General features: G+C 38.5%; 17 protein-coding genes, 26 tRNA genes and 3 rRNA genes. 39 read left to right on the top strand and 7 right to left on the bottom strand.

Annotation, left to right across the window (positions count from 1 at the left end):
* Window positions 1–3: 3 nt before the first annotated feature.
* Both ACI6PB_RS09625 and ACI6PB_RS09620 read right to left on the bottom strand, forming a co-directional pair.
* Complete coding sequence (locus tag ACI6PB_RS09625; protein WP_025084663.1) at window positions 4–645, bottom strand: DedA family protein; 642 nt, start codon at window positions 643–645, stop codon at window positions 4–6.
* Between the two features lie 93 nt (window positions 646–738).
* Entirely contained in the window at window positions 739–1734 is a 996-nt protein-coding gene (locus ACI6PB_RS09620; RefSeq protein ID WP_309510752.1) for an NAD(P)/FAD-dependent oxidoreductase, read from the bottom strand.
* 78 nt (window positions 1735–1812) lie between these two features.
* Between ACI6PB_RS09620 and ACI6PB_RS09615 the strand changes: the two genes are divergently transcribed.
* The 32 genes from ACI6PB_RS09615 to ACI6PB_RS09460 all read left to right on the top strand — a co-directional run bounded on the left by ACI6PB_RS09615 (window position 1813) and on the right by ACI6PB_RS09460 (window position 12954).
* A complete protein-coding gene (locus ACI6PB_RS09615; protein WP_056955739.1) occupies window positions 1813–2199 on the top strand; it encodes a CvfD/Ygs/GSP13 family RNA-binding post-transcriptional regulator in 387 nt (128 codons plus the stop codon).
* Between the two features lie 419 nt (window positions 2200–2618).
* A 16S ribosomal RNA gene (locus tag ACI6PB_RS09610) occupies window positions 2619–4185 on the top strand.
* Between the two features lie 216 nt (window positions 4186–4401).
* Window positions 4402–7319: ribosomal RNA gene (locus ACI6PB_RS09605) — 23S ribosomal RNA — on the top strand.
* 84 nt (window positions 7320–7403) lie between these two features.
* Window positions 7404–7520 (top strand): 5S ribosomal RNA (rrf, locus tag ACI6PB_RS09600).
* The 16S, 23S and 5S rRNA genes sit together here with 26 tRNA genes alongside, the layout of an rRNA operon.
* A gap of 11 nt (window positions 7521–7531) precedes the next feature.
* Window positions 7532–7604 (top strand) — tRNA-Val (locus ACI6PB_RS09595).
* 8 nt (window positions 7605–7612) lie between these two features.
* Window positions 7613–7685: transfer RNA gene (locus ACI6PB_RS09590), tRNA-Lys, on the top strand.
* Between the two features lie 23 nt (window positions 7686–7708).
* Window positions 7709–7791, top strand: a tRNA-Leu gene (locus tag ACI6PB_RS09585).
* 60 nt (window positions 7792–7851) lie between these two features.
* Window positions 7852–7924: transfer RNA gene (locus tag ACI6PB_RS09580), tRNA-Thr, on the top strand.
* A 4-nt stretch (window positions 7925–7928) separates the two neighbouring features.
* A tRNA-Gly gene (locus tag ACI6PB_RS09575) sits at window positions 7929–8000 on the top strand.
* Window positions 8001–8014: 14 nt separating this feature from the next.
* Window positions 8015–8100 (top strand) — tRNA-Leu (locus ACI6PB_RS09570).
* Window positions 8101–8113: 13 nt separating this feature from the next.
* Window positions 8114–8187: transfer RNA gene (locus ACI6PB_RS09565), tRNA-Arg, on the top strand.
* A gap of 11 nt (window positions 8188–8198) precedes the next feature.
* Window positions 8199–8272 (top strand) — tRNA-Pro (locus ACI6PB_RS09560).
* A gap of 40 nt (window positions 8273–8312) precedes the next feature.
* Window positions 8313–8386 (top strand) — tRNA-Met (locus ACI6PB_RS09555).
* A 7-nt stretch (window positions 8387–8393) separates the two neighbouring features.
* A tRNA-Ile gene (locus ACI6PB_RS09550) sits at window positions 8394–8467 on the top strand.
* Between the two features lie 34 nt (window positions 8468–8501).
* A tRNA-Met gene (locus ACI6PB_RS09545) sits at window positions 8502–8575 on the top strand.
* Between the two features lie 23 nt (window positions 8576–8598).
* A tRNA-Asp gene (locus ACI6PB_RS09540) sits at window positions 8599–8672 on the top strand.
* Window positions 8673–8717: 45 nt separating this feature from the next.
* Window positions 8718–8788, top strand: a tRNA-Gly gene (locus ACI6PB_RS09535).
* Window positions 8789–8801: 13 nt separating this feature from the next.
* Window positions 8802–8876: transfer RNA gene (locus ACI6PB_RS09530), tRNA-Ile, on the top strand.
* Window positions 8877–8884: 8 nt separating this feature from the next.
* Window positions 8885–8972: transfer RNA gene (locus ACI6PB_RS09525), tRNA-Ser, on the top strand.
* A gap of 9 nt (window positions 8973–8981) precedes the next feature.
* Window positions 8982–9053 (top strand) — tRNA-Glu (locus ACI6PB_RS09520).
* A gap of 47 nt (window positions 9054–9100) precedes the next feature.
* Window positions 9101–9190, top strand: a tRNA-Ser gene (locus ACI6PB_RS09515).
* Between the two features lie 32 nt (window positions 9191–9222).
* Window positions 9223–9296, top strand: a tRNA-Met gene (locus ACI6PB_RS09510).
* Window positions 9297–9319: 23 nt separating this feature from the next.
* A tRNA-Asp gene (locus ACI6PB_RS09505) sits at window positions 9320–9393 on the top strand.
* A gap of 6 nt (window positions 9394–9399) precedes the next feature.
* Window positions 9400–9472, top strand: a tRNA-Phe gene (locus tag ACI6PB_RS09500).
* Window positions 9473–9476: 4 nt separating this feature from the next.
* Window positions 9477–9559: transfer RNA gene (locus tag ACI6PB_RS09495), tRNA-Tyr, on the top strand.
* A gap of 4 nt (window positions 9560–9563) precedes the next feature.
* Window positions 9564–9634: transfer RNA gene (locus ACI6PB_RS09490), tRNA-Trp, on the top strand.
* Between the two features lie 19 nt (window positions 9635–9653).
* Window positions 9654–9726, top strand: a tRNA-His gene (locus ACI6PB_RS09485).
* 9 nt (window positions 9727–9735) lie between these two features.
* Window positions 9736–9807, top strand: a tRNA-Gln gene (locus tag ACI6PB_RS09480).
* 20 nt (window positions 9808–9827) lie between these two features.
* A tRNA-Cys gene (locus tag ACI6PB_RS09475) sits at window positions 9828–9898 on the top strand.
* A 36-nt stretch (window positions 9899–9934) separates the two neighbouring features.
* Window positions 9935–10018, top strand: a tRNA-Leu gene (locus ACI6PB_RS09470).
* Window positions 10019–10241: 223 nt separating this feature from the next.
* On the top strand, window positions 10242–12086 hold the full coding sequence (locus tag ACI6PB_RS09465) for an N-6 DNA methylase (RefSeq protein WP_404327358.1): 1845 nt from the start codon (window positions 10242–10244) through the stop codon (window positions 12084–12086).
* The gene (locus tag ACI6PB_RS09460; protein ID WP_227005347.1) at window positions 12076–12954 is read left to right on the top strand and encodes an RNA polymerase sigma factor RpoD/SigA; all 879 of its coding nucleotides are present in this window, start codon (window positions 12076–12078) and stop codon (window positions 12952–12954) included. Before ACI6PB_RS09465 ends, ACI6PB_RS09460 begins: the two co-directional genes overlap by 11 nt.
* Here ACI6PB_RS09460 and ACI6PB_RS09455 read toward each other — a convergent pair.
* Entirely contained in the window at window positions 12944–13420 is a 477-nt protein-coding gene (locus tag ACI6PB_RS09455) for a hypothetical protein (protein ID WP_025086108.1), read from the bottom strand. The genes ACI6PB_RS09460 and ACI6PB_RS09455 overlap by 11 nt on opposite strands.
* 204 nt (window positions 13421–13624) lie before the next feature.
* On the opposite strand from ACI6PB_RS09455, the gene ACI6PB_RS09450 reads away from it, so the two are divergent.
* Window positions 13625–14128, top strand: a complete 504-nt coding sequence (locus ACI6PB_RS09450) for a TetR/AcrR family transcriptional regulator (protein ID WP_025086109.1) — start codon at window positions 13625–13627, stop codon at window positions 14126–14128.
* A 247-nt stretch (window positions 14129–14375) separates the two neighbouring features.
* Window positions 14376–14942 (top strand): GNAT family N-acetyltransferase, encoded by a 567-nt coding sequence (locus tag ACI6PB_RS09445; protein WP_309510756.1) that lies wholly within the window; start codon window positions 14376–14378, stop codon window positions 14940–14942.
* A 205-nt stretch (window positions 14943–15147) separates the two neighbouring features.
* On the opposite strand, the gene ACI6PB_RS09440 is transcribed toward ACI6PB_RS09445, so the two are convergent.
* Both ACI6PB_RS09440 and ACI6PB_RS09435 read right to left on the bottom strand, forming a co-directional pair.
* The gene (locus ACI6PB_RS09440; RefSeq protein WP_234031724.1) at window positions 15148–15699 is read right to left on the bottom strand and encodes a hypothetical protein; all 552 of its coding nucleotides are present in this window, start codon (window positions 15697–15699) and stop codon (window positions 15148–15150) included.
* Window positions 15696–16577 carry a Cof-type HAD-IIB family hydrolase gene (locus ACI6PB_RS09435; protein ID WP_025086111.1) on the bottom strand — a complete coding sequence of 294 codons (882 nt, stop codon included), beginning with the start codon at window positions 16575–16577 and terminating at the stop codon, window positions 15696–15698. The genes ACI6PB_RS09440 and ACI6PB_RS09435 overlap by 4 nt, the downstream gene beginning before the upstream one ends.
* Before the next feature lie 81 nt (window positions 16578–16658).
* Here ACI6PB_RS09435 and ACI6PB_RS09430 point away from each other — a divergent pair, with 81 nt between their 5' ends.
* Genes ACI6PB_RS09430 through ACI6PB_RS09415 form a run of 4 tightly spaced genes read left to right on the top strand, consistent with a single transcriptional unit; the run spans window position 16659 to window position 19260 of the window.
* Window positions 16659–17351 carry a uracil-DNA glycosylase gene (locus ACI6PB_RS09430; RefSeq protein ID WP_025086112.1) on the top strand — a complete coding sequence of 231 codons (693 nt, stop codon included), beginning with the start codon at window positions 16659–16661 and terminating at the stop codon, window positions 17349–17351.
* A gap of 2 nt (window positions 17352–17353) precedes the next feature.
* Entirely contained in the window at window positions 17354–18322 is a 969-nt protein-coding gene (pta, locus tag ACI6PB_RS09425; RefSeq protein WP_404278063.1) for a phosphate acetyltransferase, read from the top strand.
* 15 nt (window positions 18323–18337) lie between these two features.
* Entirely contained in the window at window positions 18338–18796 is a 459-nt protein-coding gene (tsaE, locus tag ACI6PB_RS09420; RefSeq protein ID WP_025086113.1) for a tRNA (adenosine(37)-N6)-threonylcarbamoyltransferase complex ATPase subunit type 1 TsaE, read from the top strand.
* Window positions 18796–19260, top strand: coding sequence for a GNAT family N-acetyltransferase (locus tag ACI6PB_RS09415; protein WP_309510761.1), 465 nt, complete (start codon window positions 18796–18798; stop codon window positions 19258–19260). Before tsaE ends, ACI6PB_RS09415 begins: the two co-directional genes overlap by 1 nt.
* On the opposite strand, the gene ACI6PB_RS09410 is transcribed toward ACI6PB_RS09415, so the two are convergent.
* Both ACI6PB_RS09410 and ACI6PB_RS09405 read right to left on the bottom strand, forming a co-directional pair.
* Window positions 19257–19793 (bottom strand): 3'-5' exonuclease, encoded by a 537-nt coding sequence (locus ACI6PB_RS09410; protein ID WP_056955968.1) that lies wholly within the window; start codon window positions 19791–19793, stop codon window positions 19257–19259. The two genes, ACI6PB_RS09415 and ACI6PB_RS09410, sit on opposite strands and share 4 nt — an antisense overlap.
* 12 nt (window positions 19794–19805) lie before the next feature.
* Window positions 19806–20558 (bottom strand): exodeoxyribonuclease III, encoded by a 753-nt coding sequence (locus tag ACI6PB_RS09405; protein WP_025085865.1) that lies wholly within the window; start codon window positions 20556–20558, stop codon window positions 19806–19808.
* A 112-nt stretch (window positions 20559–20670) separates the two neighbouring features.
* On the opposite strand from ACI6PB_RS09405, the gene murB reads away from it, so the two are divergent.
* Window positions 20671–21570: a UDP-N-acetylmuramate dehydrogenase gene (murB, locus tag ACI6PB_RS09400; RefSeq protein WP_025085864.1), complete on the top strand. Its 900-nt coding sequence runs from the start codon at window positions 20671–20673 to the stop codon at window positions 21568–21570.
* Window positions 21571–21577: the final 7 nt, after the last annotated feature.

Genomic DNA, 21577 nt, shown 5'->3' with positions numbered 1-21577 from the left:
GTCTTAAGCTCTTTTTTTTCTGCGATTTTTAAGTGCGGTGATCAATACAGGAATCAATGATACCAAGATAATACCAAGGATGATCATTGAGAAGTGTTCTTGAACTGCGGGAATATTACCGAATAGATGTCCAGCAATAGAACAAACCAAGACCCACAAGAAGGCACCAATAAAATTAAACTTCAGGAAAGTTCGATAGTGCATGGTTCCACTCCCAGCAACGAAAGGAACAAAAGTTCTAATTAGTGGAATGAATCTTCCAATCGCAATGGTTTTACCACCATGTTTTTGAAAGAAGATATGTGCATCATGCAGATGCTCTTTATTAATCAGCTTACTAAGGTATTTATTCTCCGTCGCAAACTGTCCAAAATGTTCACCAATCTCATAGTTCATCGAATCTCCCAAGACCGCGGCAGCTAAGAAAATGATGAATAACAACCAAGTTGATAATCCATACTTTGGATTAGCTGCTAAAGCCATTGCTGCAAAAATCAGGGAATCACCAGGAAGGAAAGGTAAAATAACCACACCGGTTTCAATGAAAATGATAAGGAACATGATTAAATATGTCCAAAGGCCGAAATTATTTACAATATTGACCATATGACTATCAATATGCAAAATGAAATCGACCAGACTCATTACGTAACTCAATCAATCAACTCCAGAATTCAAATTAGTTTTCATTATACTAGCATAACTTAAAATTAGCTTTAATATTTTCTAAATTTAATGTTATTTTTCAAAAATAGAAGTACTGTGCTCAAAGTAGTTTCTATCAGGGTACAGATTACGAAGAGCCTTGGTTACTGCAATAGGACCTTCGGCAAAGGCTGTTGTGATCAATTGTAGTTTACCTGGGTAAGTTACAATATCGCCAATTGCAAAAACATTGGGGAGATTAGTTTCCATTTCTTGCGATACTTTGACAAAGGGTCCCTGTAGATCAATATTCCAATCACGAAGGACACGTGAATCAGACACAAAACCATAGTTAACGAGGAGCTTATCAGCAGTGACAGTTTTAATTTCATCTGATTTAACCATTTTAAGAGTTACGTCAATTTTTTGATGATTGTCAGGATTGTAGTTAACCTCTTTAATGATAAAAGGATTCAATTGTTCAACTGCAGAAGTATTTAACTTTTCAACACTTGATTCCATTGCACGATATTTGTTTCTTCTATGAATAAGGGATGTATGCTTAGCAATCTTACTAAGATCAATCGCCCAGTCAACAGCAGAGTCGCCGCCACCAGCGACTAAGACATCTTTTCCTATATAATCTTCAATGTCATTAACAAAGTAACTTAAATTGTTTGTTTCAAGTGATTGATCATATTCAAACGTTAGTTTACGTGGTTCGAAAGCACCATTACCAATAGCAATGATGATTGCTTTTGAAGTAATCTCTCCCTTATTCGTCTTAATAGTCCAAGTATCGTCTTCATTTCTATCTATAGAAGAAACAGAAGTACTTAGATACTTATCACAATCCAAAGTGTTGAGCTGAGTAGTTAGTTGTTTAATGAGATCAGTACCTGATATCTTAGGTAAGGCTGCCACATCATAAATATGCTTTTGCGCATATAATGTTTCAGGTTGACCACCTAATTTAGGTAAGCTTTCAATTAGAGATACGTTCAAATTACGTAATCGTGCAAAATAGGCAGCAAACATACCTGCAGGGCCACCACCAATGATTGAAATGTCATAAATTTTATCATTCATAATCTTAGTCACCATTTTCTGTTATATAATCTATAGATACATTGTTACATATTTAGAATCTAAAAAGGTGGAAAATTAATGAGAATAGGAGATAAACTTACTGGAACCATTTCAGGAATTCAATCTTACGGTGTGTTCGTTAAATTGGATAGCACGCATCAAGGGCTAATTCACATTTCAGAATTAAAACATGGATTTGTTTCTAATATAGAAGAAAGATATAAAATAGGCGATGAAGTTCAAGTAGTAGTAATGGGGATTGATGAATATAATCAAAAAATCAGTTTATCTACAAGAGCTTTGAATCCTGAAAAGGTAGGACGCCCCATTTTACATAAGCATTTTTGGACGGATTATCGTGATAAGATTGGATATAAAACCATTGCTAAGGAGAAAAATGGCTGGGTAAACAGTGCAATGGCGCTGATTTCAGAAAAAAAACGAAAAAATACAACTTTTTTGTAAAAAAGGGTTGCAACTCTCTTATTCGATTGGTAATATATATCTTGTTGTTGCGACAGAGCAATGGCATCAACGCTTTCAAGCTTAATTGCTTCTCCGTTGATTCCAAATTATTTTAAAGAAGTCCTTGACATGTTCTTGTTACTTCGATATGATAATTAAGTTGTCTGTTAGATGACTCCTAACTGTTTATCAATTCGTTGATAATTAGTTAGAAAAAATTATTTTAAAAAGTTCTTGACAAGTTATTGTCTCTTTGATAAAATAATTAAGTCGCTGATGAGCGTAAGCGCTTAATCAGCTGGTAGACCTTTGAAAACTGAACAAAGTTTTAACACTAAAATTGTGTAGGCCAACATTTATTTGTTGGATTTACAACGAAGTCAATTCGCTAGTATTTTTATTTATGAGTCACAAACTTTTAATATGAGAGTTTGATCCTGGCTCAGGACGAACGCTGGCGGCATGCCTAATACATGCAAGTCGAACGAACCATCCTGATGATTGAAGCTTGCTTCATGATTCAGACCTTGGTGAGTGGCGGACGGGTGAGTAACACGTGGGTAACCTGCCCAGAAGTGGGGGATAACATTTGGAAACAAGTGCTAATACCGCATAACAACTTAGATCACATGATCTTTGTTTAAAAGATGGTTTTGCTATCTCTTCTGGATGGACCCGCGGCGTATTAGCTAGTTGGTGAGGTAATAGCTCACCAAGGCGATGATACGTAGCCGACCTGAGAGGGTAATCGGCCACATTGGGACTGAGACACGGCCCAAACTCCTACGGGAGGCAGCAGTAGGGAATCTTCCACAATGGACGAAAGTCTGATGGAGCAATGCCGCGTGAGTGAAGAAGGTTTTCGGATCGTAAAACTCTGTTGTTGAAGAAGAACATATGTGAGAGTAACTGTTCACGTACTGACGGTATTCAACCAGAAAGCCACGGCTAACTACGTGCCAGCAGCCGCGGTAATACGTAGGTGGCAAGCGTTGTCCGGATTTATTGGGCGTAAAGAGAATGTAGGCGGTTTATTAAGTTTGAAGTGAAAGCCCTCGGCTCAACCGAGGAAGTGCTTCGAAAACTGGTAAACTTGAGTGCAGAAGAGGAAAGTGGAACTCCATGTGTAGCGGTGGAATGCGTAGATATATGGAAGAACACCAGTGGCGAAGGCGGCTTTCTGGTCTGTAACTGACGCTGAGATTCGAAAGCATGGGTAGCAAACAGGATTAGATACCCTGGTAGTCCATGCCGTAAACGATGAGTGCTAAGTGTTGGAGGGTTTCCGCCCTTCAGTGCTGCAGCTAACGCATTAAGCACTCCGCCTGGGGAGTACGATCGCAAGATTGAAACTCAAAGGAATTGACGGGGGCCCGCACAAGCGGTGGAGCATGTGGTTTAATTCGAAGCAACGCGAAGAACCTTACCAGGTCTTGACATACCATGAAAAGCTTAGAGATAAGTCTTTCCCTTCGGGGACATGGATACAGGTGGTGCATGGTTGTCGTCAGCTCGTGTCGTGAGATGTTGGGTTAAGTCCCGCAACGAGCGCAACCCTTATTATCAGTTGCCAGCATTCAGTTGGGCACTCTGGTGAGACTGCCGGTGATAAACCGGAGGAAGGTGGGGACGACGTCAAATCATCATGCCCCTTATGACCTGGGCTACACACGTGCTACAATGGTCGGTACAACGTGCTGCGAACTCGCGAGGGCAAGCAAATCACTTAAAACCGATCTCAGTTCGGATTGTAGGCTGCAACTCGCCTACATGAAGCTGGAATCGCTAGTAATCGCGGATCAGCATGCCGCGGTGAATACGTTCCCGGGCCTTGTACACACCGCCCGTCACACCATGAGAGTTTGTAACACCCAAAGTCGGTGGGGTAACCCTTCGGGGAACTAGCCGCCTAAGGTGGGACAAATGATTAGGGTGAAGTCGTAACAAGGTAGCCGTAGGAGAACCTGCGGCTGGATCACCTCCTTTCTAAGGATATGGTACTTTGGTACCAACGGAAATACACAATTGTTAAAACTTTGTTTAGTTTTGAGGGGTCTACCCTCAAACTCGTACCTTGAAAACTGGATATTAAGAATTAATGAATTAAAGAAACACCGAAAACTGCGCGGCAATCTTTTTGATTGCCAGCTGTGACGAAAGTCATGGCAAATTGTTTTAAATTACTTTTTGTAATTTAATTTAGGTTAAGTTATAAAGGGCGCACGGTGGATGCCTAGGCACTAGGAGCCGATGAAGGACGTAACTAACGACGATACGCCTCGGGGAGCTGTAAGTAAGCTTTGATCCGGGGATTTCCGAATGGGGGAACCCAAATATCGTAATGGATATTTACTTGCCTGTGAATACATAGCAGTCAAGAGGAACACGCAATGAACTGAAACATCTAAGTAGTTGCAGGAAGAGAAAGAAAATTCGATTCCCTGAGTAGCGGCGAGCGAAACGGGAATAGCCCAAACTAAAGAGCTTGCTCTTTAGGGTTGTAGGACTGATGTTGTGAGAACAAAAGGTTATGATAGTCGAACAAGTTGGAAAACTTGGCCAAAGAGAGTGAAAGCCTCGTAAACGAAATCTGATCCACTCCATTCAGTATCCTGAGTACGGCGGAACACGAGAAACTCCGTCGGAATCCGGGAGGACCATCTCCCAAGGCTAAATACTCCCTAGTGACCGATAGTGAACCAGTACCGTGAGGGAAAGGTGAAAAGTACCCCGGAAGGGGAGTGAAATAGATCCTGAAACCGTGTGCCTACAAGTAGTCAGAGTCCGTTTATGGATGATGGCGTGCCTTTTGTAGAATGAACCGGCGAGTTACGTTAACATGCAAGGTTAAGATGAAAAGTCGGAGCCGTAGCGAAAGCGAGTCTGAATAGGGCGACTAAGTATGTTGATGTAGACCCGAAACCAAGTGACCTATCCATGTCCAGGTTGAAGATGCGGTAAAACGCATTGGAGGACCGAACTCGTGTATGTTGAAAAATGCTGAGATGAGATGTGGATAGCGGTGAAATTCCAAACGAACTTGGAGATAGCTGGTTCTCTCCGAAATAGCTTTAGGGTTAGCCTCGAGGTTTAGGATCGTGGAGGTAGAGCACTGTTTGGACTAGGGGCCCGTCTTGGGTTACTGAATTCAGATAAACTCCGAATACCATTGATCTTTACTCGGGAGTCAGACGATGAGTGATAAGATCCACCGTCGAAAGGGAAACAGCCCAGATCACCAGTTAAGGTCCCAAAATTCATGCTAAGTGGAAAAGGATGTGGAAACGCATAGACAACTAGGATGTTGGCTTAGAAGCAGCCATTCATTCAAAGAGTGCGTAATAGCTCACTAGTCGAGTGATTCTGCGCCGAAAATGTACCGGGGCTAAGCATGATACCGAAACTGTGGATGTGTCGTAAGACACGTGGTAGGAGAGCGTTGTAATTGCATTGAAGCCATACCGTGAGGAGTGGTGGAGTGATTAGAAGTGAGAATGCCGGTATGAGTAACGAAAGACCAGTGAGAATCTGGTCGGCCGTAAGACTAAGGTTTCCTGGGGAAGGCTCGTCCTCCCAGGGTTAGTCGGGGCCTAAGATGAGGCCGAAAGGCGTAATCGATGGATAACAGGTTGATATTCCTGTACTAGTTTATTTTGTTTGAACGATGGAAGGACGCAGGAGGATGATGTGTGCACGCTGATGGATATGCGTGTCCAAGCAGTAAGTCTTGATATGAGTCAAATGCTTATATCTCTAAGGACAAGCTGTGATGGGGAGTGAAATTTTAGTAACGAAGCACAATAACTCACACTGCCAAGAAAAGTTCCTAGTTAGAAATAAACTACCCGTACCGCAAACCGACACAGGTAGTCGAGGAGAGTATCCTAAGGTCAGCGAGTGAACTCTCGTTAAGGAACTCGGCAAAATGACCCCGTAACTTCGGGAGAAGGGGTGCTGGTGTAACAGCCAGCCGCAGTGAATAGGCCCAAACAACTGTTTATCAAAAACACAGGTCTATGCTAAATCGTAAGATGACGTATATGGGCTGACGCCTGCCCGGTGCTGGAAGGTTAAGAGGATCAGTTAGCTTTTGCGAAGCTGAGAATTGAAGCCCCAGTAAACGGCGGCCGTAACTATAACGGTCCTAAGGTAGCGAAATTCCTTGTCGGGTAAGTTCCGACCCGCACGAAAGGCGTAATGATTTGGGCACTGTCTCAACGAGAGACTCGGTGAAATTATAATACCCGTGAAGATGCGGGTTACCCGCGACAGGACGGAAAGACCCCATGGAGCTTTACTGTAGCTTGATATTGAGTTTTTGTGTGACATGTACAGGATAGGTAGGAGCCGTTGATCTCGGAACGCTAGTTTCGAGGGAGGCATTGGTGGGATACTACCCTTGTTATATGAAAACTCTAACCTACATCACTTAGCGTGGTGAGGGACAGTGTCTGGTGGGCAGTTTGACTGGGGCGGTCGCCTCCTAAAATGTAACGGAGGCGCTCAAAGGTTCGCTCAGAATGGTTGGAAATCATTCGTAGAATGTAAAGGCATAAGCGAGCTTGACTGCGAGACTGACAAGTCGAGCAGGGACGAAAGTCGGACTTAGTGATCCGGTGGTACCATATGGAAGGGCCATCGCTCAACGGATAAAAGCTACCCTGGGGATAACAGGCTTATCTCCCCCAAGAGTTCACATCGACGGGGAGGTTTGGCACCTCGATGTCGGCTCATCGCATCCTGGGGCTGTAGTCGGTCCCAAGGGTTGGGCTGTTCGCCCATTAAAGCGGTACGCGAGCTGGGTTCAGAACGTCGTGAGACAGTTCGGTCCCTATCCGTCGCGGGCGTAGGAAATTTGAGAGGAGCTGTCCTTAGTACGAGAGGACCGGGATGGACATACCTCTGGTGTACCAGTTGTGCCGCCAGGCGCATCGCTGGGTAGCTACGTATGGACGGGATAAACGCTGAAAGCATCTAAGTGTGAAGCCCCCCTCGAGATGAGATTTCCCATTCCTTTATGGAAGTAAGATCCGTTAGAGAATATGACGTAGATAGGCTGCGGGTGGAAGTGTAGCGATACATGGAGCTGAGCAGTACTAATAGATCGAGGACTTAACCGAGTAAGAGTTTACAGCAGTTTGAAGTGTTTCAATTTTAATTCATAATCTTAATATCTAGTTTTGAAGGTACGAGTTACCAAATAGTGTAGTGACGATAGCGAGAAGGATACACCTGTTCCCATGCCGAACACAGAAGTTAAGCTTCTCCACGTCGAAAGTAGTTGGTGGGAAACTACCCGCGAGGATAGATAGTTGCTACGCTGTTTCATGATGGAGGATTAGCTCAGCTGGGAGAGCATCTGCCTTACAAGCAGGAGGTCACAGGTTCGATCCCTGTATCCTCCATTCATCATGAGCCGTTAGCTCAGTTGGTAGAGCATCTGACTTTTAATCAGAGGGTCGACAGTTCGAACCTGTCACGGCTCATTTGCAACATATATACACACCATGCGGGTGTGGCGGAATTGGCAGACGCGCTAGATTTAGGTTCTAGTGTCCAGTGGACATGAAGGTTCAAGTCCTTTCACCCGTATTCAATATTGTTGTTGCAATATTGGGAAACATTTAGTATTATATGAAAGTAACGTTTTATGCCGACTTAGCTCAGCTGGCAGAGCATCTGTCTTGTAAACAGGGGGTCGGAGGTTCGAATCCTCTAGTCGGCATAATGCGGAAGTAGTTCAGTGGTAGAACATCACCTTGCCATGGTGGGGGTCGCGGGTTCGAATCCCGTCTTCCGCTTTCATTATAGTAACGCCGGGGTGGCGGAACTGGCAGACGCACAGGACTTAAAATCCTGCGGTAAGTGATTACCGTACCGGTTCGATTCCGGTCCTCGGCACTATAATGAATATGCACCTATAGCGCAATTGGATAGAGTGTCTGACTACGAATCAGAAGGTTGTAGGTTCGACTCCTACTAGGTGCATTTGTTTTTCTCGGGAAGTGGCTCAGCTTGGTAGAGCACCTGGTTTGGGACCAGGGGGTCGCAGGTTCGAATCCTGTCTTCCCGATTACAACGAAAGTTGTTTTCTGTACGGCATTAAGTTTTATGGCGGTGTAGCTCAGCTGGCTAGAGCGTCCGGTTCATACCCGGGAGGTCGGGGGTTCGATCCCCTTCGCCGCTATTTTTCCGGACCTTTAGCTCAGTTGGTTAGAGCAGGCGGCTCATAACCGCTCGGTCGTAGGTTCGAGTCCTACAGGGTCCATCTTTAAGGACCCCTTTAATGCTGTTATTGTTATCGCGGGATGGAGCAGTCTGGTAGCTCGTCGGGCTCATAACCCGAAGGTCGTAGGTTCAAATCCTGCTCCCGCAATTTGTTTCAAATAATTAATTCTTGGTTCGTTGGTCTAGTTGGTTAGGACGCCTGCCTGTCACGCAGGAGATCGCGAGTTCGATTCTCGCACGGACCGTTAATAGATATAATCTATTAATAGTTAAAGTGTCGTAGGTAATATGCGGGTGTAGTTTAGTGGTAAAACCACAGCCTTCCAAGCTGTTGTCGCGAGTTCGATTCTCGTCACCCGCTTTGCCACTGTTTTGGGCCTATAGCTCAGCTGGTTTAGAGCGCACGCCTGATAAGCGTGAGGTCGATGGTTCAAGTCCATTTAGGCCCACTATATCTGGAGAAGTACTCAAGTGGCTGAAGAGGCGCCCCTGCTAAGGGTGTAGGTCGCTAACGCGGCGCGAGGGTTCAAATCCCTCCTTCTCCGTTTTTATATGACCCGTTGGTCAAGTGGTTAAGACACCGCCCTTTCACGGCGGTAACATGAGTTCAAATCTCGTACGGGTCATTGATGCGTAAGCATCATTAGTTTAATAGTTTTATGTTTTAAGCAATGGAGGATTACCCAAGTCCGGCTTAAGGGAACGGTCTTGAAAACCGTCAGGTCGCGAAAGCGGCGCGTGGGTTCGAATCCCACATCCTCCTTAGTGGGTAGCATATGATTCATTTTTTATTATCGCGGGATGGAGCAGTCTGGTAGCTCGTCGGGCTCATAACCCGAAGGTCGTAGGTTCAAATCCTGCTCCCGCAATTTGCTCCAAATAATTAATTCTTGGTTCGTTGGTCTAGTTGGTTAGGACGCCTGCCTGTCACGCAGGAGATCGCGAGTTCGATTCTCGCACGGACCGTTTAATGGCTCGGTAGCTCAGTTGGTAGAGCAATGCATTGAAGCTGCATGTGTCGGCGGTTCGATTCCGTCCCGCGCCATTTTGGAGGGGTAGCGAAGTCTGGCTAAACGCGGCGGACTGTAAATCCGCTCCTTCGGGTTCGGTGGTTCGAATCCACTCCCCTCCATATTAGGGATATAGTTTAAAGGTAGAACTACGGTCTCCAAAACCGTCGGTGTGGGTTCAATTCCTACTATCCCTGTTTCTACCTTTTGATCATGGCGGTATTGGTGAAGTGGTTAACACATCGGTTTGTGGTACCGACACACGTGAGTTCGATTCTCACATACCGCCTATTTTTATTGGGTTATAGCCAAGCGGTAAGGCAATGGACTTTGACTCCATCATGCGCTGGTTCGAATCCAGCTAACCCAATTGCTTTGGAAATTGAATATGGCGGTATAGCCAAGTGGTAAGGCAGAGGTCTGCAAAACCTTCATCACCGGTTCAAATCCGGTTACCGCCTTTGGTTATGCTTAAATAATCAGGCATGTTATAACATGCCGGTGTGGCGGAATTGGCAGACGCGCAGGATTCAAAATCCTGTTCCCAGTAGGGAGTATCGGTTCGACCCCGATCACCGGTATTAAGCGATTAATATCAGTTAACTCTAATCATCGAATTAAAGATGATTAGAGTTTTTTTGTATAATAGAAAAATAAGTATTAACAATACTAAGTAAAAGCATTGCAAATAGCTAAATAAGATGTTTTAATGAATATATGAAAGCAGTGTTTTTGCTTATTACTTTAAACAAAATAAAAGAGTATTAAAAATACTCTTTTTATAGAATGGATAAATTAAGGACAATGAAGACAAAAAGGGAAAAGATATATCGCGAATTAGTTAGAGCTACTGCACAGATAGATTCTAGTATATCTGGCTTAGAGAAGTGTGTGTTGATTGTTTCAGTGGCTTATTTAAATGCAAAAGGAATAGAAAATCAGCCGAAGGATAATTTTGGCAGGACTATGTTTAGAATATTAGAAACAAAGAATGAAATTCTTAAAATAGTTCTTCCGATAGTCGCGAAAATAATAAAAGATTTGCCTACAAAAGTATATCAGGAAGTAGTTGATTTGGTTAATGAACTGGACGGTTCCAGTGTAGCGATGTTTATCCAACAATACCTTGATACGACGTTTAAACGAATGTACAGTGGTATGACGTCATCAGGGAATATAAATGACTTATTAGTTAAATTGGCTAATATAAAGGCAAACGATGAGATTCTGGACCCTACTTGTGGAATTGGGGGAACTTTGTTGGCCGTTGTAAAAAACAATCCTCATCAACGCATATATGGTCAAGATATTAATTCGGTGTGTATCGCTATTACAGAAATGATATTAGAAATAAATGGTTCAACTGATTATCATCTTTTTATTGGTGACACTTTATCAAATCCTTATTATATTCAAGATGAGAATTTGAAAAAATTTGATGTAGTAATTACAGAACCACCATTTGTTTCCCAATTTGATAAAGATTTGAACAAAAATGATAAGTATAACAGATACTCCTTTGGCACGGTTCCTTTAAAAAAGGCTGATTGGGGATTCATTATGAATGCCATAAATTCATCTAAAGAATTGTCTGGTCGGGCAATAGTACTACTTCCCACGGGTACTTTATTCAGAGGTGGATCTGAGAATGAAATTCGTCAAAATATTCTAAAAAATGACTTATTTGAAGCTATTATCTCTTTACCTGGAGGATTGTTAGCAGGTACTGCTGTTCCAACTAGTGTTTTAATATTTAATCATGATAAATCGCCTGATCAGAAAAATAAAATATTATTTGTAAAGGTTCCAAAAGAATCCTTAGTCCAAGAGGGAAAGGGAACTAAGTTAACTGATGAATCTATCGAAAAAATCGTAACAACGATTCAAAGTTTTAAAGAAATTAAGAATTATTCAATGATTTTACCTAATAATCAAGTTTCAACTAAAAATATGATGGTTGAAAGATATATAAAAAAGACGGTTTATAATTTTGATAATCAAAAATATTATATTAATTTAATAGATTTTTATAATGGTAATACTATAGCGCTTAAAAATGTTTCAAAAATAGATCGTGGATATAATATGGTTTCTAAGAATGAAAATCCAGAAGGTAAGTACTGGATTATGAAAATTTCTGACATAGATTCTAAAAGTATTAACTATGACAAGATGTCACGAGGAGATGTAGAGGGAAGAACCAAGGTTGATAATTACGAGTTGCAAGATGGAGATATTGTAATGACTGTTCGAGGCATATTTAAGTTATTGATGGCTAAGAATGTTAAAGATAAGACCTTGATTAACAGCAACTTAGTCAGATTGAGAGTTAATCCCAAATTATATAATCCAGATTTTTTAAAATTGTTTTTGGATAGTCCTATCGGTCGGGCTCAATTAGATAGTATTACAGTGGGTACAACAGTTAGACAAATTCCGATAAAAACATTAAGTGAATATCAATTACCACAACTAAGTCTAGAGGAACAAGAGAAAGTTGTTCATAATTATTTACAAGAAATAAATGAAATTCAGTCAGAAATGAATAAATTACAAAATTTAAAGAAAAAAAATAATCAAGAATTATATAAAAAAATGGGCTTGGAAGGGTTATACCAAGCGGATGGAGAAACAGATAATGATTTATAATTTTTATGGATTTAAAATCATTTTAAAGCGTTCTGATAATAAAGTGATTTACCGATATGAAAATGTTGTACGTCCAGATGAAATCAATTTTAGACATAATGAAAAGTATGTTCTAGAATACAATAATGGTGATGCTCATGCATTATCTAAATTAATTGAAACTAATAGTGGTTTGGTCCATAGTTTTGCCAATCGTTATTCTTCTTATTTAGGGTCTGGATTGAGTAAGGAGGATTTGGTTCAAGCAGGGTACATTGGCCTGATAAAAGCTGTGAAACGCTACGATAGTAAAAAAGATAATAAGTTTTCGACCTATGCATATTGGTGGATTAGAAAAGAAATTTTAGATGAGAAAGATAGTATTAATTTGACTATTCGTATACCAAGTCATAAAGCTGCAACAATCAAGTTAATTAAGTTACTTGAGAATCAGAGCATGGAATTATATGGCAGAGTAAATATATCTTGGATATGTCAAAAAGCCAATGTAGATGAAAAACAATATCGGTATTTATCGCAAGTTGACCGTGAGAAATCGAAGCCTATGAGTTTGGATCATTCTGTATCCGATAATGAAAATGGTCAGTTGGCTGATACTTTGCCAGATACGAAACAAAGTATTCAAACCATTGTTGAGAATGATTTTCTGCGTGAAGATCTTTACAAACAATTGCATCAACGGTTAACTCAGAGGGAGGCCAAAGTTATAATTGAACGTTATGATTTTGATAATCATGGTCAGCAAACTTTATCAGAGATTGGACAGGAGTTAGGAGTTACTAAAGAACGTATTCGTCAAATTGAAAAACATGCAATCGATAAATTACGTGATATAGATGGCTTGAGAGATTATTTTCTCAATAACTAATTTGATCTACTAAGACAGAAACAGCACTCTTGTTAATATATTTATCGTCAAAATTCTGTTTCTTACTAATTTTAGTTTTCCCGTTTAAGAATCCTTGGATTGTTATCCTTTGATTCTTTTTTATTTTGTGGTCAAGGTTAACGGATGTAACAAAATATTGATTGCTGGTGATTAGAGGTGCCAATAATATGTTAGTTTTACCAGAATCATCGGTATGAAAAGCTTTAACGTAAAAATTTTTCAGAGCAATACTCATAAAGAGAATATTGCTGTCGTATTGTTGCATAGAAGTTATATCTAATTTTTTCATAATATCGGGATATTTCGATTCAGTTTTTGATACTTTCTTTCTTTGTGCAGCCTTAATTACATTATTGGAGTGGTTATTGATTAAATTATTAAATGGAATATTGGTACCACTAAAAATAGTTAAACTTGTTAGTAAGGCAATTTTCTTTCTGTTCATATCAGCATTTTCCCCTCATAAAAATTCGATTTCAAAATCATTATAATTCTTAAATATCATCAAAAATAGAAAATTGATTATATAATTTTTGATAAAATATAGCATTTTATTTATTATTATTTTCTTCACAAAATCGACTAAAAAGTATATTAAAAAAGTCACTTTTTTGTTAGGATACAAGTAAAATTGAGGAGAGGTAATGCTGTGAATAGAACTGTTGATCATCTAATCCATACAATGTTTGAGGAGCTATCAGTCAATCGAGTGAGAAGATTTACTGTAACTGACTTGACTAAAGCATCTAATGTTACTAGAGGTACAATCTACTATTATTTCGATAGTATTGAAGATATTTATATGGCTACCTTTGAGAAAAAAATCCTAAACGTAGCAATTAAAGAGAGTGATGATTTTAACAAATTTATCGGTAAATTTGTTCTATATATTAGTGAAAATAAAACTTTTAGTCTGAACTTTTATCGATTGGCTGAATTGAACATTAGAAGGAAATTTTTGATCAATATTTTTAACAGTCAACTTTTAAAATATAACTTTAAGATTAATCCAGACAATATTTACCTAGTTAGTGGTTTGTGTTTTATTATAATTAATTGGTTGGATAATGGTTTGGAAATGAAGACTGAATTTATTATTCAGGAAGTTAACCATTATTTGGAATTTTTTCAAATTACTTTTAAACAGATTTGAAAAAGTGTTCAATTTTTGAACACTTTCAGAAAACTGCATATATAAAGCTGAAAAGAAGTTGGTTATGATAATAAATGTAATCAAGTCAATGAGTTATTTGATCACTGATTTGATTAAATTTAAGAAAAGGGGCTACGAGTAATAATTTTGCGAAAAAAGTAATGATAAGAATCATTGCTTTTTTGCGTTTAACACCTAATTTGAGATTATTCGAATTTCATGTATTATATATACTTGAGGTGGAAAAATGTTTAGAAATGCAAAAGCAGAGGATGCGGATCAGATATTGCCAATCCTTTTCCAAATCTTTGATGAGATGGAACTCGATGTATTTAAAGAAGTTGGCGATGAAAAGATGGCTCAGGTTATCAAAGAGGGATTCTTTCAACCAGGCTATCGTTATGGATTAGATAACATTCTCGTTAACGAAATTGATGGTGAAGTAGTAGCAATTATGGTCGGCTATCCTGAAAGTTTAGAGGACGGCATTGATGAACCTTTGATCAAGATTATGCACAAGTATGGTATTAAAGAAAAGAACTTGTTTGGCGATAAGGAAGCTTGGCCTGGTGAATGGTACTTAGATTCATTTGCAGTAGCTCCGGCTTATCAAAACAAAGGTATTGGAACAAAAACGATGGAACATTTTATTGAAGTTATGCGTGACCGTGGTGAAAAAATCCTTAGTTTAAATGTTGATGTAAACAATGAGCCTGCCAAACATGTATATACAAAGACAGGTTTCAAGAAAGTTGGTCAATTGTATATCGGTAGTCACTTATATGATCATATGCAATATGATTTAGCAAAATAGTTCTGAAGGAAGAATATTTCTTATTGAAGTTTGGTTAGAATGTATATTAACAGAGTAACAATAATTCTGCTGTCTTCCGTTCAGCAATATATTAATAATAAAAAGAGCGTTCGTATCAACCTTATTATAAATACGGTTGATACGAACGCTTTTTGTTTGGAAAGATTATATACCATAATTGTTTCCCTAATCAAACTACTATTTTCTAATTACACTTACTCTTGAAATTATTTAAGTAAGGAATTTTATTTTTCAGTAAACTATTATCCAGATCCGCATTAGGAGTAAGGGTTGGTAGTTTAATGTACTTATTTAAAAAGATAGTCAAAAGAGTACCAACAGGACCATCGTCCATGTTAGCAAAATCTAATTCCAATCCAGGATGGCCTTGTGCCAAGATGGTTGGTTGTACGCAAAGAATTTCTTTACCTTCTTTAGTAACGTGATAATCGGACATAACTAGATTTCCTGTAACATTCCAATTGATTTTACTAAGATGGACGTATTTCAGATCTAACATGGGGATGGCATTGATCGTTGCTTTTTCTTCCCCATTAATTTCAATTGAGTAAATTTTTAAAAAGTTGTTTTTTAATTTTATTTCACCGATCAACGTATTCAAACGATTATACAATTTAATCAAGAAAGGATTTTTTTTATCACGTGATGCAATAAAAATAGTTTCTTTATTTTGATTGATCACCACTAAGATGTTACCAACCGCTAAGTCCGCTTTTCGAATATAAAGATTCATCATTTATTCTGATTCTTTGCCTTTGCAATAACTTTTTCGACAATTTGAGCAACACCGTCATTAACGTTATTGTCTGTTTGGATCTGTGCCAATTTGGCAATAGCGGGGATAGCATTCTTCATGGCAACACCAACACCTGCATCTCGAATCATTGATTCATCATTGAGATTGTCACCGATGGCCATTGTTTCTTCTTGAGAGATATTTTTATCCTTAGCAAATTGTAAAAGAGCGATACCTTTTTGAGCGTCAATACTGTTGATTTCCACGTTGTTTGGTGAAGATGATGTCACAACGACGTCATCAATATTTTTTTCAATATCTTTTCTTAAGGGGTTTAGAACTTCTGTTTCTTTGCCACTAAAGGCTAGTAATTTCATAACTTTGTAGGAAGGATCACTGAGAATTTTATCGTAGCTGTCGACAAAGTTCATCGGTGTTAACTTGATACGGGACAAAGTATCTTGAAGTGCCTGTTCATAAGTTGTACTAGGATTTAATTTGACCAATAATTCCGCTAAACTAGAAACACGCAGGTCTTTATTATCTGAGAAAATTCCCTTGTTAGTAACTACTTCGAAGTAAATTTTGTGTTCCTTTAAGTAATTAATAACCTCCGTTTTGGATTTTTCAGAAATAGGATTACTTGAAATAAGTTTTTCATTCTCATCATATACTTCAGCGCCGTTTAAAGTAATATATCCGGGATGAACTCGATTTTTCAAAAAGGGCTTAGCCTCATCAAGACTTCGACCAGTTGCTATTATAAATTCAATGCCATTCTTTTGGGCATCTTTAATGGCTTGTATGTTACGATCTGAAACAGCCATTTTATCGTTCAATAATGTACCATCCATATCGGATGCAATTAATTTAATCATAAAGTTCCCTCCGAGTGCGTTATGCTATATGTGAATGTTACCATATTTTATGGAATTAATATCAAACAGGTAGGTGTAAATTTGAAAACGCTAATAAAAAATGATTGGCAAGGTGTTCTTCAGGGTGAATTTGACAAACCGTATTATGAACAATTGCGTGAATTTCTTGTTAATGAATATAATACTCAAACAATTTATCCGGAAATGCACCATATTTATCAGGCTTTTCAGTGGACCTCATTTGCTGACACTAAAGTCGTGATTTTGGGACAAGATCCTTATCATGAACCTAATCAAGCTATTGGTTGTAGTTTTGCAGTGGCTCCGGGTGTAAGAATACCGCCCTCACTAAGAAATATCTATAAAGAATTACAGGATGATTTAGGCTGTACGCCGGTTGAACATGGCTATCTTAAAGCCTGGGCTCAACAAGGTGTATTGCTTTTGAACTCAGTTTTGACTGTTAGACGTGGACAAGCATTCTCACACAAGGGAAAAGGCTGGGAGCAATTAACTGATTACGCAATTCATGCACTATCTGAACGTGGAAAAGTGGTTTTCATTCTTTGGGGAAATGCTGCTAAAAGTAAAATTCCTTTGATTGATCAATCAAAGAATACGATCATCTCTTCTCCACATCCTAGTCCATTTGCTGCTAGATATGGCTTTTTTGGTTCAAAACCATTTTCTAAAGCAAATGCTGCACTTTTAAACTATAATGAAGAGGAAATAAATTGGCAATTACCTGAGAATGCCGATGAGACGGAGGAATAATAATGGATTTATTTGAAAGCCTTAAAAGTAAAATTGATGGAAAGAATTTAACAATTGTTTTCCCAGAAGGTGAAGAACCTAGAATTCTAGGCGCCGCAACTCGACTTTTTAAAGAAAATATTTTAAAACCCATCTTAATTGGTGAACAAGATAAGATTCAACAAGTTGCTAATGAAAAATCATTTGATATCTCTGGAATTGAAATTATTGATCCTAAGAAATATGCTGATTTTGATACTTTGGTTGATAAATTTGTTGAACGTCGTAAGGGTAAGAATACTAAAGAACAAGCTGAAACTATGCTTTTAGATAATAATTATTTTGGAACAATGTTAGTTTATACTGACAAAGCTGATGGTATGGTTTCTGGGGCAATTCACTCAACTGGTGATACTGTTCGTCCAGCCCTTCAAATTGTCAAAACAGCTCCTGGTAATTCAAGAATTAGTGGTTCATTTATCATGCAAAAGGGCGACGAACGTTACATGTTTGCTGACTGTGCAATTAATATTGATCCTAATGCTCAAGAATTGGCTGAAATTGCTGTTCAAACTGCTAAGAGTGCTAAACTCTTTGACATTGACCCTAAAGTTGCTATGCTTAGTTTTTCAACTAAAGGTAGTGCCAAAAGTGATGATGTAACTAAAGTAGCTGAAGCTGCTGAAATTGCTCATAAGTTAGCACCTGATTTGGCTCTTGATGGTGAATTACAATTTGATGCTGCATTTGTACCAAGTGTTGGTGCCCAAAAGGCTCCTGGTTCACAAGTTGCTGGTCATGCTAATGTCTTCGTCTTTCCAGATCTACAATCAGGTAATATCGGTTATAAGATTGCCCAAAGATTAGGTGGCTTTGAAGCTATTGGGCCTGTCTTGCAAGGACTTGCTAAGCCAATTTCTGACTTATCACGTGGTTGTAATGAAGAGGATGTTTACAAGTCTGCTATTTTGACGGCTGCCTTAGCATTATAAAATTTAGGAGAAATTATGCTTGAATATCAACTAACAACCCATTCATATGAAGAGACCGAAGCATTGGGAGCAAAGATATCCGAATTGTTAAAAGCAGGGGATGTGATTGTTCTAAATGGTGATTTGGGTGTCGGTAAAACCACTTTGACGCGTGGATTAGCACGTGGCTTAGGAATAAAAAGGAACGTTAAGAGTCCTACTTTTACTTTAATACGTGAATATCAAGACGGAAGAATACCACTTTATCATATGGATGCGTATCGTTTAGAGAGTAGTCCTGATGAAGATTTGGGATTTGATGAGTACTTCAATGGTAATGGAATTACTATAGTCGAGTGGCCTCAATTTATTAAAGATGAAATTCCGACAGAACATATTTCGATTAATATTGCCCGTTTATCGGATACTGATCGTCAAATTGTTTTTAAATTGCATGGCGAAAAATACGCTGATCGTAAGTTTGGAGACCTTTAATGAGTGAAGAACTAACTTTACGGGAGAGTATTCCTAACGATGCCTCTAAGTTAATAAAATTTTTAAAGAAGGTTAGTCAACAGTCGGACTTTATCATATTTGAAGATTTAAAAGATTTAACTGTTGATAATGAGAGGGAATCTTTGGATGCTATTTATCAATCTAAAGTTGATGAGTTGATGGTAGCTATTTTTGATGAAGATATCATTGGCTATTGTCGAATTGAAGCTAAAGATGATGAACAAGCAGAATTAGGAATTGTGGTCGATAAAGATTTTTGGAATAATGGTATTGGCTCTTACTTAATTGAGGATATTCTTGATTGGGTTAAATCATCACCACTAAAGAAAATCTTTTTAGAAGTATATAAAAATAACCCTGTCGCCATCCATATTTATCAAAAATATGGATTTGCAACAGAGTTAACAAAAGATAAGACATTAATTATGTCGAAGATGGTTTAGCTAGTGAGCTTGACCATCTTTTTTATTTGTTCAGTTCCAAATTGCTGTTCAGTTTTAACAAGGATTTCGGCACAAGCCACACTATCGGCTAGAGCGTTATGATGGTTACGCAAATCAATATTCAAACGTTCGGAAACGGTATTCAGCTTGTGATTAGGAAAATCTGGGAAAAATTTACGACTGGTGCGTAAAGTATCAATCGTTAAATACTTGGGTACTACAATTCCATAATTGACTAAAGTTTTCTTTAAAACACTATTATCAAAACTAGCGTTATGGGCGGCAACCAAATGGCTACTATCAAATAAAGGTTGAATATGTGTCCAAACTTGATCGAAAGTAGGAGCATCTTGAACGTCTTCGGGTCTAATGTGATGTATTTGAATATTACGAGGACTGAAATATTGTTGAGGATTTATTAGTGTATAAAAATTATCAACAATTTGATCGTTACGGACAAGTACCAAAGCTAAAGAACAAGCGCTATCGCGGCTTCCATTGGCAGTCTCAAAATCCATAGAAACAAAATTCATAAGTTAAACTCCTTATATATCTAAGTCTAATTCAATAGGGCAGTGATCTGAACCATAAATATCAGTGTGAATGTCGGCGGCCTTTAACATTTTTTTACCATTATCAGATAGGACAAAGTAATCAATTCTCCAACCGGCATTATTTTTACGAGCATTGAAACGATAACTCCACCATGAATACTTAACGTCATCGGGATGTAAAGTTCTGAAAGTATCAATGAAGCCACTATTTAATAATTCTGTAAATTTGGCTCTTTCTTCGTCAGAGAAACCGGGATTTTTATGATTGGTTTTGTCGTTCTTAATATCAATTTCTTCATGGGCAACATTGAGGTCACCGCATAGAATAACTGGTTTATCAACTGATAACTTTTGCATATATTCTCTTAAAGCATCGTCATAACGCATACGGTAATCCAGACGTTTGAGCTTTTGTTGAGAATTAGGGGTGTAACTATTGATTAGGTAAAAATCTTTAAACTCTAGAGTTAAAGTTCGACCTTCATCGTCAAACTCATCAATTCCTAAACCTTGATGAACGTTCAAAGGCTCTTCCTTGGTGAAAACGGCGGTGCCAGAATACCCCTTTCTTTTAGCATAGAAAAAGTACTGGTGGTATCCGGATAGATCGAGATCAATTTGACCTTCTTGTAATTTAGTTTCTTGGATGCTGAAGATATCGGCATCTAATTCTTCGAAAGTTTTAACAAAGTCTTTTTTGACTACAGCACGTAAACCGTTTACATTCCAAGATATAAGTTTCATAAAATCACCTCGGCACAATTATAGCATTATTGTAATGTTTGTTAGTTCGTTATGTATCTGAGTATGTGATAAAATTATATGTAAGTCTATGCAATATGAAGGATGATGAATATTGAATTTTCCAGTTGATGAATTACCTAATATTGAATTTAAAATAAATGAACCACTCAGTAAGTATACGTTCACTAAAACGGGAGGAAATGCTGATGTTTTGGCATTTCCTAAAACTCGTGATGAATTAGTGAAAATTGTCGATACTGCTAGGGTCAATGATGTGCATATTACCATTATCGGTAATGCCAGCAATTTGATCATAAAAGATGGTGGAATTAGAGGAATTGTAATTATTTTACCTAATTTTCATAAAATCACAGTATCTGATACTAAAGTTACTGCCGAAGCTGGTGCAACGATTATTAATACAACGATAGCTGCACAAAAGGCTGGTTTAACTGGCATTGAATTTGCTGCTGGTATTCCAGGTAGTGTCGGCGGAGCAGTCTTTATGAACGCCGGTGCCTATGGTGGTGAGATCAAAGATGTCTTTGAATCTGCTGAAGTGTTATTACCTGATGGTCATATCACAACTATTAATCATGAACAAATGGACTTCTCATATCGCCACAGTATAGTTCAGGACAATGGTGGAATTGTAATTAGTGCAACTTTTGCATTGAAACGCGGTAAAAAGGAAGTTATTCAGGAAGAAATGGATCGTTTGAACGAATTAAGAAGATCAAAACAACCTCTTGAATATCCTTCTTGTGGAAGTGTCTTCAAACGTCCAAAGGGTCATTTCACAGGTCCCTTGATTATCAAGGCTGGCTTACAAGGTAAGATTGTTGGCGGAGCCCAAGTTTCTATGAAACATGCTGGCTTTATTGTAAACATTAAACATGCCACAGCAACTGATTATATGAATTTGATTCATCTGATTCAAAAGACTGTAAAAGAAAAGTTTGATGTCGAACTTCATACTGAAGTTAGAATTATTGGTGAAGACGAAAAATAAAAAAATG

The organism is Companilactobacillus paralimentarius (assembly GCF_963227125.1).
GTDB lineage: Bacteria > Bacillota > Bacilli > Lactobacillales > Lactobacillaceae > Companilactobacillus > Companilactobacillus paralimentarius.
The sequence above is the reverse complement of the archived record's forward strand: the minus strand, read 5'-3'. Positions and strand labels throughout refer to the sequence as shown.